Raw genomic sequence first — 14,725 nt, forward strand, 5'->3', positions numbered from 1 at the left:
ATCTTTATCAAAGTATAGAGCAAAAGTAAATTTATAAGAAGCTCTTCCCAATTCTTCCTCCGTCTCCTTTAAATTGTATATGCCTCTTAACACTTCAATAATTTTTCGAAAAGGGAAAATTCCACAATAAACAGCAATCCCTGAACTAGATTTTAATTTTTGACGTTTTAAAAAATCTTTTAATATTGATTGATAATCATCCCCTTGAAAAATTTTATACTTAGAATCACTTTTTTCAATATTCCCTTCTGATAATTGTTCTACTGTAATCCAAGCATCTAATATTTGATTATGACTACTTCTCATCATGTCTCCTCTTAAAGAATATAAAAACAAGAATATATCTTACTCGTAAAAAAACTCCCCCACTCACTATTCAGCAAGCCATATATCAGACTGTCACAGCGGTTGCCTTCAGCATCTTTGCGGTCTCTTATGCGAGCTTCGAGGGTAAAGCCAAGCTTTTCTGCGACTCGTTGACTTTGAAGGTTATATCCAAAGCAAGTTAGTTCAATCTTGTGAAGACCTAATTCTCTAAAAGCTAAGTCAAGCAAAGCACGCGCTGCTTCTGGTACATAGCCTCGACCCCAATAGTCCGGGTGCAAGGTATAGCCAAGCTCTAGCACATCATCCGCATGGCGATGGTTGAAGTCAACTGAACCAATAACCTTATCAGTCCCTTTAACAACAATCCCATAGCCAGCTGGGAGATTTTCCTTTTGATTGCGCTCAGGAAGGATATGCTCTAGATAATAAATCTCATCTTCCAAGGTCTTGACGGGCGGAAAGCCTGATGGATAGGAGACTTCTGGCCGACTGGCATAGTCAAAGATATCCTCAGCGTCAGCAACCGTGCGGACTCGCAAGAGCAGTCGCTCCGTTTCGATTCGTTCAGGTAATGTTGCTCTTGCCATCCTTCTTCCTCGCTTTTTTAATGAAGCTCCCCATAGGGTCTACTCGGTCATCTAAATAGCGATAAACGCGCTGGTGGCCATCCCCCATAAAGTAAGTCGGCGCAAAACGGTCATTCTTAAAATGCCCCTTGTCATCCAAAAGTTCTGGATCAGCTAGGCGTTCGATAATCTTGGCAAAGATGTGACAAATACCGTCTTCCTCAATAATTCTATCAACTTGACATTCTAACACGACTGGACAAGCCTCTAAAATCGGTGCCTGAGTCCGTTCAGAAATCTCGTAATCTAGCCCCAGGTGTTTCAATTTCTCTCGATGACTGATAAAACCAGTCTGCTCCATCTCGAGCATGAGATTTTCATCAGGAATATTCACAGTAAACTTCTGGTAATGCTTGATTTGCTCAGCCGCATTTTCCTCAGCACCAACACCGATGACTAGCCAATCTCCCAAGCTATAAGAGGAAATACAGGTCGTAATATTGTGCCCAAAATTCTGATCCTGATACCCCAAAATGAAAATAGGAAAGCCATAGTAGAGTTTACTTGTTTTAAAAGATTGCTTCATAACAACCTCCTTTTACTAAAACGCAAAAGAAAAGCCCTGCCATCTACATGACAGGGACGAATGTATTTATCCGCGGTACCACCCAATTTCGGGCAGTTGCCCGCAACTCTCGTCTTTAAAACAAAAAGACACTTTTATTTCAATTTTTCATCCATTAGCAACTAGTTTTGACACATTTGTGGACTTCTCAGCACCGCCACTTTCTGTAAAATGTGGGATTCAAAACACCTCTAATGGCTCTATTGTAGCAAGATTTTTTCGGAAATGCAAGGCACAAGAAAGATTACTTGAACTTGATGCCATTTTCTTTCAATTTCTTGATGGTAGCTGGGCCGATTCCTTTTAAGGCAAGGAGTTCTTTTTCAGTCCAGTTTTTGAAATCTGAAGCAGACTTAATTCCTTCGTCGTAGAAAGTTTTGGCACGGTCAAGTGGAAGTCCACCCAAGTTTGCTGCAAAATCTTCTACAGAATTGGCTACTTTTTGAGCTTGCTCTTTGGTAGCTTCTACTACTTGTTCAACTTTTTTAGAAACAGCCTTACCAGCTTCGCTCGCTGACTGCTCTGCACGTTTCACGACTTTCTTTGTCTCTTCTACAACCTTAGTCACAGTACTTGAAAAAGCACCTGCGCGACGGAGGCTATTTCGTAATTGTTTTTTACGATTGAGTTTCTTTGACATGATAAAATCCTTTCAATAAAAAACCCCTGTTCTGACAAGGATTTAATATAAATATTCTATCAAGATTTTAGTAAAAAATCAAGAATCTATCTCGTTTAATAATTTCGCTCACCAAACAAGCCTTCTGGCAAATCATGGAATCCCTTACCTGCCTTGAAATTTTCAAATTTGCCAAGCAAGAACTGATAAGCATCCAATCGACTTTCGTAGCGAATCATAGCATCTTTGGCACGCTCGTCTTGGTCTTCTTCGTAGACTTTTTGACTTTCCTTGTGCGCCATGTCGTTGATCATAATCTGGGTATTGACCCAAGCTTCAAATTCCTTCATAAATTCTTGTTCGTAACTCATTTTTTCTCCTTATTCTAATCCACGGAAATAGTCCGTGTCAATCTCTCGGTAGGGTTGGATATCCTGAACGTACTCCAGCACTCCTTGGAATTCTCCATCCTCATCATGGACTGCGGCATAGGTGATGTGGACAAACTTGCCTCGCGACTCAGACTTGAACCACATTTCATACTTGTCCTTGACTCCTTCACGAAGTCCCTTCATAATAGTCTTGACCTTGTCCAAGTACTTAGGTGGATGACAGAGTTCAACATTGCGTCCGACTTGGGACGGTGTTCGTTTGAAAATCATCTCATCAGCTGGCGCATTGTCATTGTAATATTGGAAAATATCATCTTTATTGACAAAGGTAATCTCCATAGGGAGGTGATTGAGGATGAGGTTGGCCTGCTCGACTGAAAGATAGCCATTGCCAAAGGTCTGTTGGCTATGGCGGTCCAGCACTGCTTCCTTTTCCTTAGGGGTAAAGGTAATGGTGAACTGTCCTTCAGGCGTATCGATAACTTGCTGGACTTGCCCCTCTGCCGTATCTAGTTGTACTGGCTCCCCTACACTCTTTTCCTCAACAAAACTCTGACGTTCTGGCACCCATTTCTCTGACGGACGGATGATGGCATAGCCATAGGCATCGCTCTCCTCCGCAATCTGAAGCCAGTCATCTTGGGTGAAGGACTCAAGGAGAATCATGAGAAGGATGGACTCTTCCTTGAAAATCATACTTTCAAACTCTGTCGCAAAAGATTCAAAATCTTCTTTTACACTGCTAATCGACACTTCTGGCAGTAACTCAGCTGTCGCTAGAGCTGTTTGAAAGAGTTCCCTAATCTGGTCATCCACTCCCCACATGACCTTAGGAGGTGAATCGTGTCCATAACGCTCCATGATAGGAAAGAAGAGTTCTTCCTTGCGCTGGTAGTGGATGTCAAATTGGCCAACAAGTCCCATCTGACGGACCAAGCCCTTGCGCATCTCCGCAAGCATTTCTTCATCTTCCATAGACTCATAGGTATCTAACAATCTCCGAATGCGAATCAAGGCAGCACGGAGGGCCAAATTTTCATCCTTGAAGACGCGAACTGGGTGACCCGGGTGCTCGGTATCTGCAACTTCGACTCCCTTAACAGCATTTTTAAAAAGATTGGCATGAACATCACAGAGTTCCATGACATCTTCAAAGGTAACACCTGAGTCTGAGTTCATCAGCTCGTGCTCCATGAGGGAAATCTCGATGGCTGAAACACCTGTAAAGGTCGCATCAAAGCGCTCCTGAACCGACTCAGGAGAGGCGCCATTGTGCAATTCTAACAAAATATCCCGTAGGACATGAATCCGTTCATCTGCCATTAGTCTAATCCAATCACTTCGTAGCCATTTGCTTCCAGTGTGCGGACAATCTTATCCATAGGAGTTCCTTCAAGCTTAGAACCCTGCTTAAGCGATACTTTGCGACCGACTGTGTTGCGCATCAAGGGATTAGCAAGCGGTTTAAAACCAAGCTCCACTAGGATTTCCAAGACTTCTGGATGCTTATCCACCACTTCTGCAACAGGAATTGACACATCGATGATATTGTCCATGACGACCTCCATTATCGTTTATAAATGATATTATTTATTTTATTATACCATAAGGAAAGAGATTAAAAAACTAGCAGTAGACTTGCTAGTTCTCTGAGACCTGGATTACAACCTAAAAAAGTTTAAAGAGCCCATCCAATGTCTTAAATAATAGCTTGTAAAACAGCAATTGGATTGCAAAAGAGATGATCATCCACAGGAATTTCACAATTCCAATAATCGGTTTGATAAAAATAATAGCAAGAAGACCCAGAAAAATTTCATTTTCTATCCTCTGGCTTGATGAACCACCGAGCCGTATCCATTAACTTGTCTGCAATAAAAAGTTTCCCCAGACCGACAACAACATTGTCATCTTTCTTTATCGTTTTCATTACTTTTACACCTTGCACGGTCAAAAAGTAATTCCCGTAAGTTTTAGCTGGAGTTTTTATAAGTCCCATATTACTCACCTTCGATGATTTCAGCTTCTTTTCGGATAGTATCAATATCTATTTGATACTGCCCTTCATTATAGTTAACTAATTTGGATAATTCCTTTTGCAGTCTTTCCCCCATCGGCTTCATGGTCGCAAAGGTTAAGCCACCAGAAAGGACACCCCCTAAAATAGGAATCACTTTTCCCATTCCCTTAGCCAAGCCTCCCTTTGTCAAGCTGACTCCAAAAATTTTCAAAACTTTCTCCAGAATAGGATACCAAAGTGTCTTTGTCAAAGCTTTCTGCGGAATCGTCTTCATCACATGCTTGGCAACTGTTACACCTCCAGAGCGAAGTAAAGCCCCTGCTCCATTTACCCCTAGCATGACACCGAGATAAAGCAAGAGTGTATTTTGAGCATCCTCGCTCAATTCATCACGGGATTCCCAAAGATCATCAAATCCATAAATATAGCCTAGTTCTTGGGCTAACTTTAATGAAAAAGCATAAAACTGAACTACATCTGTTGGAATAGTGATTGCCATGGCAATACCGCCAGGTAAACCTGCCAAAAATCGAAGTCCCGCTTGCTCGTAGAACATTGTCCTTAATACAGGTCTTAGCAATTTGATCCAAACTTTCCGTTGGCAACAAAGAGGTCGGACCCTTTTCCAATAATGTAGCAATATCCTTTCGATCTAACTCTTTAGAAAATTTGTCAACTAAAAATTTTTCTCGATCAACTTTGACCATGGGTAATTTCACCACTTGTTGCAGCACTTGCATCGCTAACTCTTGTTTGCCCATCTCTATCTCCATTTATCATTCGTATTAAACTTTATCATATCATACTATGAGGTATTTACAAATTTTTTAAATTGTTTTTTGCAAATACAGCTATTAATAGCTAGAAGAGTTCAAACACCAAAAAAGAGGGTTGCCCCTCTTTCTTAGTTCTTATCCAGATTGCGTAGCATTTCGTCAATCTTGTTTCCATATTCGATGGATTCGTCTTTGACGAAAGTCAAATCTGGGATTTTGTACAATTTCAAATTGCGACCAAGTTCACGTTTGATGGTACCAGTTGCTTTTTCAAGCCCGATTTGGGCTTTTTGATTATCCGAAGCAAGATTACTCAAAATGGTGTAGTAAACCTTGGCTACAGACAAGTCACCCAGCATCTGAACATCTGTGATGGTCACACCTTGGACACGCGGATCACGGACTTTCTTTTGCAAAATCTCATTGACTTCACGCTTGATTTCCATGCCCACACGATCCGTACGGAAATGATTTGCCATGATATTCCTTTCTCTACTTTGAACCAAAAGCTAGGCCAGCAGACCTAGCTATTTTATTAGATAGAGGAACTAGAGCCATTTGAATCTAGGAAACAAGCCTTAGATAGAACTGAGGGTTCATCAAGGCGCTGTTGACGACGAGTCAAATGAGCTATCGTTTCTCTATTATCTCTTGATTTCTTCCATGACATAAGCCTCAATCACATCATCAGTCTTGATATCATTGTAGCCATCAATCATCAAACCACCTTCACGACCGTTTGTAACTTCTTTAACGTCGTCTTTGTAGTGTTTCAAGCTTGCAAGTTCGCCATCATAGATAACGACACCGTCACGGATAACACGGACTTTAGAGTCACGGGTAACTTTACCGTTGATAACCATGAATCCACCGATAGTTCCCACTTTAGACACCTTGAAGGTTTCACGGATAACTGCTTCACCGATAACTTTTTCTTCGAATTCTGGGTCAAGCATCCCTTTCATAGCTTCTTCCATCTCTTCGATAACCTTGTAGATAATGCTATGGAGACGGATTTCTACATCGTCAGCTTCGGCTTGTTGACGCGCTTGTGGTGTAGGGCGTACGTTGAAACCAACGATAAAGGCATTTGAAGCTTCCGCAAGGGTCACGTCAGATTCGTTGATGGCACCGACTGCTGAGTGGACGATAGTAACTTTGACACCTTCTACGTCGATCTTTTGAAGTGAGGCAGAAAGGGCCTCAACAGAACCTTGTACGTCGGCCTTGATGATAACGTTAACTGATTTGAGTTCACCAGCTTTAAGCGTATCAAAGAGGTTTTCAAGGCTGACACGTTGGGTAGCTTGACGTTGTTTCATGAGGGCACGTTTGGCACGCTCTTCACCTGCTGCACGCGCAGATTTTTCATCCTCGTAAACGGCAAAGTGGTCACCCGCCATTGGCGCTTCGTTCAAACCTGTGATAGAAACTGGTGTTGATGGTCCAGCAACTTTAACACGACGACCAAGGTCATTGGTCATAGCACGGACACGACCAAAGGTATTTCCGACAACGATTGGGTCTTGAACATTCAAGGTACCTTGTTGAACAAGAAGTGTTGCGACCGCACCTTTTCCTTTATCCAAGCGAGCTTCGATAACCGTACCGATCGCACGAACTGTTGGGTCTGCCTTAAGCTCTTGGATTTCAGCCACAAGAAGGACTGTTTCCAACAATTCTTCGATATTTTGGTTGAATTTAGCTGAAATTTCAACAAATTCAGAATCTCCACCCCAAGCAGTTGACATAACACCATGCTCTGCCAATTCACCGATAACACGTTCTGGGTTAGCACCTGGTTTATCAATCTTGTTAATGGCTACGATGATTGGAACGTTGGCCGCTTTTGAGTGGTTAATGGCTTCGATAGTCTGAGGCATAACCCCGTCATCTGCCGCTACGACCAAGATAGTAATATCGGTAACAGATGCACCACGCGCACGCATAGATGTAAAGGCCGCGTGTCCTGGTGTATCAAGGAAGGTAATCTTCTTACCATTTTCCACGATTTGGTAGGCACCGATATGCTGAGTGATACCACCTGCTTCACCTGTAGCAACACGAGAGTTACGAAGGGTATCTAGGAGTGTTGTTTTACCGTGGTCAACGTGTCCCATGATAGTTACAACTGGTGGACGCTCAACCAATTCATCTTCATTGAGATAACCATCTTCAACAAAGAAACGTTCGATATCGGCATTATCCACTTCAACTTTTTGTTTGGCTTCGATACCATAATCCACCATGAGGAGTTCAATTGTTTCCCCATCCAAGGATTGGTTTTGTGTGGCCATGACACCCATCATGAAAAGTTTCTTAACGATTTCAGCTGGTTCACGTTTGATACGTTTTGCGATTTCCGCAACGGTCATACCATCTGTATATTCAAATTCTGTTGGCAATTCATGGAATTTACGCTCTGTAACAGGTTTTGGAGCCTGATTACGGTTGTTCTTGTTATTGCCTTTTTTATTCTTTTTGTTGTTATTCCAGTTACTATTCTTTTGATTTCTCACTTGATTTTGACTACTTCGATTCTTTTGTTGTTTTCTAGGACCATCTTCTTCGTGATCATAATCGTCACGATTTTTGTCTGGTCGAGCTTGTTTTTTACGACGTGTATCCACTGCAGGTTCTTTTTTCTCAGGGACGACTTCAACCACTGCTTGAACTTGCTGTGCTTGTTGCGCTTGCTCAGCTAACTTAGCTGCTTCTTCAAAGATTTCCTCTGGTTCCTTGCGTTTGTTAGCTTGAGCTAAGGCTTCTTTAGCAGCCTGATACTGCTTGAAGCGTTCCTCACTTGAACGTGCGTACTCTGCATTTTGTTCTGCTTTTAGGGCTGCTGCACGGGCTTTAAAGTCAATACGTGGAGCTACTTGATTTGGACGTTTATCCTCTTGTTGACGGCGCTCATTGCCACGATTTTGCTGACCTTGCTGTTTCTTAGCTTGGTCATTAAAACGACGATTGTCGCGGTTGCCTTGACCTTGTTTTCCACCATTACGGTTATCATTCTTTTGATGATTTCCCTTTTGTTGGTCACGGTTATTGCCCTTATTTTGCTTGCGTCGTTCTGCCTGTTCTTTGGCACGAGCTTCACGCTCAGCCTTGAAATTACGACTTTGCGGTTTAGCTGCTACTTTTTCTGTTTTAGGAGCGACTGGCTCAGCAGGTTTTGCCTCTTCCTTGGCTACAGCTGGTTTAGCTGGCGCAGATTTTTCGGCTTTCTTTTCTGCACTTTCTTTTGGTGCTGCAGGTTTTGCTTCTGCTTTCGGAGCAGCTGCAGGCTTAAAGCTGGCAGCGATTTTTGCAGCGACAGCTTCTTCCACACTTGATGAGTGGCTTTTCACATCCAAGCCCAACTCTTTTGCACGCGCTACAACTTCTTTACTTTCTTTTCCAAGCTCTTTTGCGATTTCGTACAATCTTTTCTTAGACAAATCATGTCCTCCTCTTCTATTCCATAAGAGACCTCATTTTCTTTGTAAATCCAGCATCTGTTACAGCCAAAACCTTTCTCGATTTCCCGACTGCTATGCTTAATTCCAGTGTTGAAAACACGGTTACAATTTCTACTTGATAATAATGACTTTTATCTTGAATCTTCTTGGTCAGATTGGGTCCAGCATCATGGGCTAGAAAGACCATCTTAGCCTTGCCGTCTTGAATGGCCTTGACCACCAATTCCTCACCCGATATGATCCTGCCTGCTCGTTGAGCAAGACCCAAGAGATTGCTTACTTTTTGCTTATTCAAGTCCTAACTCTCTTCTTTTTACTTTGTGATCCACATAAGCGATCAACTCGTCATAAAAGCTTTCTTCCACTTCCATGTCAAAGCTACGGTTAAAGACCTTCTTCTTTTTAGCCTCTAAGGCTTCTGCATTGTCTAGCTTGATATAAGCGCCACGGCCATTGGCCTTGCCTGTCGGATCGATAAAGACTTGTCCTTCCTTGTTCTTGACAATGCGGAGCAAATCACGCTTATCAATCACTTCGTTAGACACAACAGACTTGCGCAAAGGGATTTTTCTCGTTTTCATCTTTCCCTCCTCTAGCAGCTTTTATTCTTCTACAGTATCGTTTTCTGCTTCCAAATCTACCGAACCAGCTTCTTCCATGGCTTCAAATTCGCTAGCAGACTTGATATCGATACGGTAACCAGTCAAGTGAGCTGCCAAGCGAACGTTTTGTCCACGACGACCGATAGCAAGAGAAAGCTTGTTATCTGGAACAACCACCAAGGCACGTTTGCTGTCGTTTTCATCAAAGATAACTTGGTCAACCTCAGCAGGAGCGATGGCATTGTAGATAAATTCAGCTGGATCTGCTACCCACTCGATAACGTCGATGTTTTCTTCGATTGGTACCATACGGTCGCTCTTAGCATCATAGCGAGCTGGGTGGAATTTGCTAGTGATTTTCTTGATGTTAGCTCCACCACGTCCAACGATTGTACCAATAGCGTCCACGTTTGGATTATGACTGCGAACTGCAACCTTAGTACGGTCACCAGCTTCACGAGCCACGCTCATGATTTCAACAGTTCCATCATAAACTTCTGGAATTTCTTGCTCCATCAAGCGTTTGATCATTTCTGGATGGCTACGGCTAACAAAGACGTTGACACCGCGAGGGTTGTCTTCAACCTTATAAACATAAACTTCAATACGATCATGTGAAGCAAAGACTTCTCCAGGAATTTGGTCTTGTTTTGACAATTGGGCTTCAATGCTACCAAGGTTGACATAGATGAAGCGGTTGTCAAAGCGTTCTACAGTACCAGACATAATTTCTTGTTCATGTTCTTTATAAGTATTGTAAGTGATGGCACGTGTTTGCTTGCGCATTTTTTCCATGATGGTTTGTTTGGCAGATTGGGCTGCTACACGACCAAACTCAGCAGGTGCTTCTTCAAACTTGATTTTGTCACCAAGTTCATAGGCTGAATTAATGGCAAGAGCATCTTTCAAGCTGATTTCCAAACGGCTATCAAATACTTCATCAACCACTTCACGGACAGTATAAACTGTAAAGTCACCTGTTTTTTCGTTAAAGTCAATAGCTACGCTATCAGATTGACCATAGCGTCTGCGATAAGCGGAACGAAGCGACTCTACTACTGCGTCGATGATGTCTTCTTTTTTGATTCCCTTGTCTTCTTCCAAAATGCGGAAGGCCTCTAGCATTTCTTTACTCATGTTTTCTTCACTTTTGAATCCTCAAAAGCTATCCTTTCTTTTTCTATAATTTAACCGCTAAACGTGCTTTTGATACCAAACTGTATGGAATTTGGACAGTTTTCTTACGCGTCTTGTCCATATATTCCATGGTCAACTCATCCTCTTCAAAGGCCAACAAGGTTCCTTCAAAGACCTTTTGCTTATCGATGGCTTGGTAGAGCCCGACATGGATGTATTTCCCAACCGCTCCAGCGACGGCATCCTTGGTTTTCAAAGGACGTTCCAAGCCTGGACTGGTAATTTCTAGGAAATATTGTTCTGGGAAGGGATCTGGCTTGATGGTGTCTAGGACAGGACTGATAATTTCTGTCAAGTCTGCCGTGTCGTTCAAGGTAATTCCTTCAGGTTTATCTACAAAAATACTGAGAATCATGTCACTGCCAATCTTTCCATACTCGATATCCACGAGTTCGAAAGGAGCCTCTATGACAGGTTCTACAACTTCTCTGACTAATTCTACGATTGTTGCGATTGCGTCCACCTCCTCATAAGCAAGAGGCGAAGATATTTCCCCGCCTCTCTTTTCATATTCTTACTCTTAGTATAGCACGTTTGCCAACTTATGTAAAGCAAAAGCACTTATACAGCCTGATTTCAGGCTATTTCTTAAAATTCTGCCTCAACTCGGTAGATAACTTGCCCCTTGTTGGAGAATTTTTGCTCGTATTCTGTCATGACATTGCCTTCAAAATCACTGGCATGTAAATCTAGCCAGACACCATTGAGCTTCATGCCATACTGAGAAAAACTCACTAGGCTGTACTCAAACAAGCCACGGTTATCCGTCTTGAAATGAATTTCTCCATTTTCAGGCAAGATACGTTTGAAGGTATCCAAGAAGGTCTTGTAGGTCAAACGACGCTTTTCATGGCGTTTTTTAGGCCAAGGATCTGAAAAATTCAGATACAAGCGATCAATCTCACCGTCTTCAAAGTAGTCAGTCAAGTCAGAACCATCTACCCACAAAAGCTTAATATTAGGTACTCCAACTTCAAGCACCTTGTCCAAAGCATAACTCAAAACAGACTTTTGAATATCAATCCCAATATAGTTGATGTCAGGATTTTGTTTGGCCATACCTGAAACAAAGGCACCTTTTCCACTTCCAACTTCCACATGAATGGGATTGTCATTGCCAAACAAGTCCCGCCATTTCCCCTTGGCTTCTAAGGGATTAAGGACCACATACTGGGGATTTGCCTCTAGTAATTCTGTCGCTCCTTTACGATTTCTAACTCTCATCTTCTCTTTCCATACTTGTCTCGGAAGTGACGCAAGCCATGAATCTCCCGATTGACATTTTCTAAATCTTGGTTCATATAATACTTGGAAATCTGGCTCAAATAAGACAATTGACCGTACCAATATAATTTACTTAATACTGTTTGATTGTACTTGTAACCGTAGTAGGTCAACCATTCCTTCCACTGATGTTCTGGAATATAATGGCAGAGCATATGGGCCACATCAAACATGCGGTCGGTCAAGCGAACCGAATCCCAATCTACCAAATAAATCAAGCCACTATCTGTCTCAATCCAATTACTATGTCGTACATCTCCATGGACAATGGTCGCATGGTCCTCTCTAAATCCTGGAATAGTTTGACGTAAATCAGCCATCACTTCACTGATAAAATGATTTTTACGCAAAGCATCTGGAACCGTTTCCTGCCAAGACTGTAGTAAATCTACAGGTGTTTCCATGGCATAACCCAAACGACTCAACTGTGTCATCAAAGGACGTGAGCGATGAAGGCGGGTTAAAATATTGACGATTTGTTTACGATTCATATCATAGGGGGTCAATATCTTGCCAGTCAACCATTCTTGAGCACACATATCACGCCCATCTGCCAAACGGCGACTCCATAATAATTGTGGAGCAATTTGTTCTCTAGCTAGACCAGGTAGGATTGGAGAGGTGTTCATTTTTACAAAGATACGCTTCCCATCAGGATAGCTACCCATATAAGCCTTGCCACTTTTCCCAGGTATGGGAGTCAGTGTTAGCTCATTATCACCCAAATCCATTTCTTTCCTCCGTATAAAGTTTCCTTACTATTCTACTAGTTTTTGGCCTATTCGTCAACCGCTCCAGACCCGATTCTCAAAGAAAAGCCTCTGGATTGGCTTAGGTATCATTATAGAAAGAAAAAGGTAAGCACAATCTCCTACTTACCTTTTCATGATTTTTATAAATAATATAAGAGTGGCCAAGCATTGTAAAACATGTGGACTAGAGTAGAAACCCATAGGTTTTGGCTCTTTTTATAAGCAAAGCCCAGTAACAAGCCCCCAAGTAGATAAAAAATAAACGAAGGGACATTAGAAGGTCCATGCATGAAAGAAAAGAGAGAGGAAGTTAGCACAAGCCCTAACCAAGAGTTGTCAAAAACCGCACCTTGAAGAAGTCCTCTGAAAATGAGTTCCTCCTGGATGGGGCCAAAAACTGAGGTAGCCAAAATCAAAGACAGAGAAATTCCTCTGCTGACTTCCGCCAAGTGTTGAACTCCTGCGCCAGAAGAAACAGCGAAGAAATGAATATAAACCAGCGTCTCAAGTACACTTAGAAGAAAGATTGCAATGAAAAGCAAAAGGTCTTTCTTGCTTAACATCCCAAAAGAAATCATGTCAAACTTTCTAGCATAAGCAACACTCAGCGAGGTTACTAGAAGACTTACAATAATCAATTCAGATTCATTTTGAAAAAAATCCCCATGGTTAATCGTATAAGGAACTGTAATGACGATTAGTAGTACTAAAAATCCAAAACACAAGGCATGAAATTTATCAAAAAACTCCATAAAATTATCCTCCCCACCAAACAGACTTCCCTACACGTCATCCTTTAGCTCTAACCTTTCCAAAACAAACCATTTGAGTAACCAAAATCCGACCACATAACCAGATCCTAAGAAGATAGCCATTAAAGCTAGCATGGGATTTAGGAAATAAAAGGCCACAACAGATACAAAGGTTAGCACAAAAACATTAAAGGCAATGGCGTCAGAAGCCAAGACCAGAATATAAGGTGTCAACCAGTCTAAGGTTTTTGAATCTAGGAAAAATAAGTGTTTATACATGATGACCTCCTCTATGGCTGAAAAGCAAGCCTTTTGTTTTTTACCCCAAGACCCTATGTAGAAAAGTGATTAAAAATGGTAAGTTTGCGATGATATTATTAATCACATGCACCGCATAGGATGGGTAAATGCTCTTGGTATAGCGAGTCAAACCAGCAAAAATGATTCCAAATGTTGTAAAAACGAAAATATCTAACAGACTAGGCAGACTTAAAAAATGAGGAAGAGCAAACAAAATGGAAGGAAGAAGCAAATCAGGGCCAAATCGCGAATGTTTAAAGAAAGCATGTTGCAACAACCCCCTATAGATCAATTCTTCCATCAGTGGCACTAGAAAGAACAAAGTTATATAGATACCTAGCTCAGCAAAGTTAGTCCCACTATAACCAATCAATACAGCCCAACCTTCAGCAGTTGACTGAGCATGTTTAGCTGTCTGAACGTTAAAAGAGATAACGTTAAAAGAGATCTGGAGCACTACCACTAATACTGTCAAAATCGAATACCAAAGCCATTTTTTTCTTGGAATGTGAAAGAGATAACCATGACCTGTCTTAACCAGAATCCAAATCATGACTCCGCTAAATAGCACACTCAAGATATTTCGAATCCAGAAAAAATTTCCTATCTGAGAAGAAAATTGCCAATAATTTTGGACAATAAGCGTCAGCTGAGAAAGACCAAATACGAAAAATAAGTAAGAGAAGACTGCACTTATTTTGAAGAGAAACTGATACTTTTTCATAGAAACTCTTCCTCATTTCTTATATTTCAGTCTATATTCCACATAAATGAAAACCTGCTCCTATATAACCAAGGTCACGATAACCACGCGGACAGTACCCACTTACTGGAAAAGGACCTGAATTTTTTAATATAGAAGGGTAAGAACCAAATGGACTTTCATTATAGGCATACCCTCTATAAATATCAGATACATCCCCACCCTCTATATGATCAAGCATTTCAGTATCCATAATTTCAAATTGTTCCATCATTTTTGTATCCATGACAAATACTCCTTTTTATTTTTAATTTTTGTCCTGTTGCAACTTTGACAAGTTTAGTAT

19 protein-coding genes and 2 pseudogenes are annotated in these 14,725 nt (G+C 41.5%); all 21 read right to left on the reverse strand.

Annotated features, from left to right (window positions below):
* A pseudogene (locus tag QZ565_RS03715) lies at positions 1-306 on the reverse strand (ATP-binding protein); the annotation flags it as partial.
* An 11-nt stretch (positions 307-317) separates the two neighbouring features.
* On the reverse strand, positions 318-914 hold the full coding sequence (locus tag QZ565_RS03720; RefSeq protein ID WP_295525792.1) for a GNAT family protein: 597 nt from the start codon (positions 912-914) through the stop codon (positions 318-320).
* On the reverse strand, positions 892-1,479 hold the full coding sequence (locus QZ565_RS03725; protein WP_295525795.1) for a flavin reductase family protein: 588 nt from the start codon (positions 1,477-1,479) through the stop codon (positions 892-894). Before QZ565_RS03725 ends, QZ565_RS03720 begins: the two co-directional genes overlap by 23 nt.
* A gap of 283 nt (positions 1,480-1,762) precedes the next feature.
* Entirely contained in the window at positions 1,763-2,158 is a 396-nt protein-coding gene (locus QZ565_RS03730) for a helix-hairpin-helix domain-containing protein (protein ID WP_295525800.1), read from the reverse strand.
* Between the two features lie 95 nt (positions 2,159-2,253).
* The gene (locus tag QZ565_RS03735) at positions 2,254-2,508 is read right to left on the reverse strand and encodes a DUF1912 family protein (protein WP_000119707.1); all 255 of its coding nucleotides are present in this window, start codon (positions 2,506-2,508) and stop codon (positions 2,254-2,256) included.
* Between the two features lie 9 nt (positions 2,509-2,517).
* Positions 2,518-3,852, reverse strand: coding sequence for a DUF438 domain-containing protein (locus QZ565_RS03740; RefSeq protein WP_295525830.1), 1,335 nt, complete (start codon positions 3,850-3,852; stop codon positions 2,518-2,520).
* The gene (locus tag QZ565_RS03745; protein WP_000368739.1) at positions 3,852-4,085 is read right to left on the reverse strand and encodes a DUF1858 domain-containing protein; all 234 of its coding nucleotides are present in this window, start codon (positions 4,083-4,085) and stop codon (positions 3,852-3,854) included. The genes QZ565_RS03740 and QZ565_RS03745 overlap by 1 nt, the downstream gene beginning before the upstream one ends.
* Positions 4,086-4,345: 260 nt before the next feature.
* Entirely contained in the window at positions 4,346-4,528 is a 183-nt protein-coding gene (locus QZ565_RS03750) for a hypothetical protein (protein WP_295525837.1), read from the reverse strand.
* 1 nt (position 4,529) lies between these two features.
* Positions 4,530-5,310 (reverse strand): annotated as a pseudogene (locus QZ565_RS03755) (hypothetical protein).
* 143 nt (positions 5,311-5,453) lie between these two features.
* Positions 5,454-5,804: a 30S ribosome-binding factor RbfA gene (rbfA, locus tag QZ565_RS03760; protein WP_001273601.1), complete on the reverse strand. Its 351-nt coding sequence runs from the start codon at positions 5,802-5,804 to the stop codon at positions 5,454-5,456.
* Between the two features lie 165 nt (positions 5,805-5,969).
* Positions 5,970-8,768: a translation initiation factor IF-2 gene (infB, locus tag QZ565_RS03765; RefSeq protein WP_295525839.1), complete on the reverse strand. Its 2,799-nt coding sequence runs from the start codon at positions 8,766-8,768 to the stop codon at positions 5,970-5,972.
* A 16-nt stretch (positions 8,769-8,784) separates the two neighbouring features.
* Positions 8,785-9,084: a YlxQ-related RNA-binding protein gene (locus QZ565_RS03770; RefSeq protein WP_295525842.1), complete on the reverse strand. Its 300-nt coding sequence runs from the start codon at positions 9,082-9,084 to the stop codon at positions 8,785-8,787.
* Entirely contained in the window at positions 9,077-9,370 is a 294-nt protein-coding gene (locus QZ565_RS03775) for a YlxR family protein (RefSeq protein ID WP_000857557.1), read from the reverse strand. Before QZ565_RS03775 ends, QZ565_RS03770 begins: the two co-directional genes overlap by 8 nt.
* A gap of 21 nt (positions 9,371-9,391) precedes the next feature.
* Positions 9,392-10,528, reverse strand: coding sequence for a transcription termination factor NusA (gene nusA, locus QZ565_RS03780; protein ID WP_000032285.1), 1,137 nt, complete (start codon positions 10,526-10,528; stop codon positions 9,392-9,394).
* 43 nt (positions 10,529-10,571) lie between these two features.
* On the reverse strand, positions 10,572-11,051 hold the full coding sequence (rimP, locus tag QZ565_RS03785; RefSeq protein WP_001808691.1) for a ribosome maturation factor RimP: 480 nt from the start codon (positions 11,049-11,051) through the stop codon (positions 10,572-10,574).
* Between the two features lie 125 nt (positions 11,052-11,176).
* Positions 11,177-11,812: a tRNA (guanosine(46)-N7)-methyltransferase TrmB gene (gene trmB / locus QZ565_RS03790; RefSeq protein WP_001266094.1), complete on the reverse strand. Its 636-nt coding sequence runs from the start codon at positions 11,810-11,812 to the stop codon at positions 11,177-11,179.
* Positions 11,809-12,603: a cell cycle regulator CcrZ gene (ccrZ, locus tag QZ565_RS03795; RefSeq protein WP_084953058.1), complete on the reverse strand. Its 795-nt coding sequence runs from the start codon at positions 12,601-12,603 to the stop codon at positions 11,809-11,811. Before ccrZ ends, trmB begins: the two co-directional genes overlap by 4 nt.
* A gap of 161 nt (positions 12,604-12,764) precedes the next feature.
* Positions 12,765-13,376, reverse strand: a complete 612-nt coding sequence (locus QZ565_RS03800; RefSeq protein ID WP_295525855.1) for a type II CAAX endopeptidase family protein — start codon at positions 13,374-13,376, stop codon at positions 12,765-12,767.
* A 30-nt stretch (positions 13,377-13,406) separates the two neighbouring features.
* Positions 13,407-13,655: an immunity protein BlpZ gene (blpZ, locus tag QZ565_RS03805; protein WP_295525858.1), complete on the reverse strand. Its 249-nt coding sequence runs from the start codon at positions 13,653-13,655 to the stop codon at positions 13,407-13,409.
* 40 nt (positions 13,656-13,695) lie between these two features.
* Positions 13,696-14,400, reverse strand: coding sequence for a CPBP family intramembrane glutamic endopeptidase (locus tag QZ565_RS03810; protein ID WP_295525861.1), 705 nt, complete (start codon positions 14,398-14,400; stop codon positions 13,696-13,698).
* Positions 14,401-14,431: 31 nt separating this feature from the next.
* Positions 14,432-14,665, reverse strand: coding sequence for a bacteriocin class II family protein (locus tag QZ565_RS03815; RefSeq protein WP_049521277.1), 234 nt, complete (start codon positions 14,663-14,665; stop codon positions 14,432-14,434).
* Positions 14,666-14,725 lie beyond the last annotated feature (60 nt).

This window comes from uncultured Streptococcus sp. (assembly GCF_915066115.1).
Lineage (GTDB): Bacteria > Bacillota > Bacilli > Lactobacillales > Streptococcaceae > Streptococcus.

Bases quoted from the DNA above. Each gene is read 5' to 3' on its own strand.
- QZ565_RS03750 (WP_295525837.1), bottom strand. From the start codon at position 4,528: ATGGGACTTATAAAAACTCCAGCTAAAACTTACGGGAATTACTTTTTG.
- QZ565_RS03735 (WP_000119707.1), bottom strand. From the start codon at position 2,508: ATGAGTTACGAACAAGAATTTATGAAGGAATTTGAAGCTTGGGTCAAT.
- QZ565_RS03775 (WP_000857557.1), bottom strand. From the start codon at position 9,370: ATGAAAACGAGAAAAATCCCTTTGCGCAAGTCTGTTGTGTCTAACGAA.
- QZ565_RS03810 (WP_295525861.1), bottom strand. From the start codon at position 14,400: ATGAAAAAGTATCAGTTTCTCTTCAAAATAAGTGCAGTCTTCTCTTAC.
- ccrZ (WP_084953058.1), bottom strand. From the start codon at position 12,603: ATGGATTTGGGTGATAATGAGCTAACACTGACTCCCATACCTGGGAAA.
- blpZ (WP_295525858.1), bottom strand. From the start codon at position 13,655: ATGTATAAACACTTATTTTTCCTAGATTCAAAAACCTTAGACTGGTTG.
- QZ565_RS03740 (WP_295525830.1), bottom strand. From the start codon at position 3,852: ATGGCAGATGAACGGATTCATGTCCTACGGGATATTTTGTTAGAATTG.
- QZ565_RS03725 (WP_295525795.1), bottom strand. From the start codon at position 1,479: ATGAAGCAATCTTTTAAAACAAGTAAACTCTACTATGGCTTTCCTATT.
- nusA (WP_000032285.1), bottom strand. From the start codon at position 10,528: ATGAGTAAAGAAATGCTAGAGGCCTTCCGCATTTTGGAAGAAGACAAG.
- QZ565_RS03745 (WP_000368739.1), bottom strand. From the start codon at position 4,085: ATGGACAATATCATCGATGTGTCAATTCCTGTTGCAGAAGTGGTGGAT.
- trmB (WP_001266094.1), bottom strand. From the start codon at position 11,812: ATGAGAGTTAGAAATCGTAAAGGAGCGACAGAATTACTAGAGGCAAAT.
- QZ565_RS03800 (WP_295525855.1), bottom strand. From the start codon at position 13,376: ATGGAGTTTTTTGATAAATTTCATGCCTTGTGTTTTGGATTTTTAGTA.
- QZ565_RS03815 (WP_049521277.1), bottom strand. From the start codon at position 14,665: ATGGATACAAAAATGATGGAACAATTTGAAATTATGGATACTGAAATG.
- rbfA (WP_001273601.1), bottom strand. From the start codon at position 5,804: ATGGCAAATCATTTCCGTACGGATCGTGTGGGCATGGAAATCAAGCGT.
- QZ565_RS03720 (WP_295525792.1), bottom strand. From the start codon at position 914: ATGGCAAGAGCAACATTACCTGAACGAATCGAAACGGAGCGACTGCTC.
- QZ565_RS03730 (WP_295525800.1), bottom strand. From the start codon at position 2,158: ATGTCAAAGAAACTCAATCGTAAAAAACAATTACGAAATAGCCTCCGT.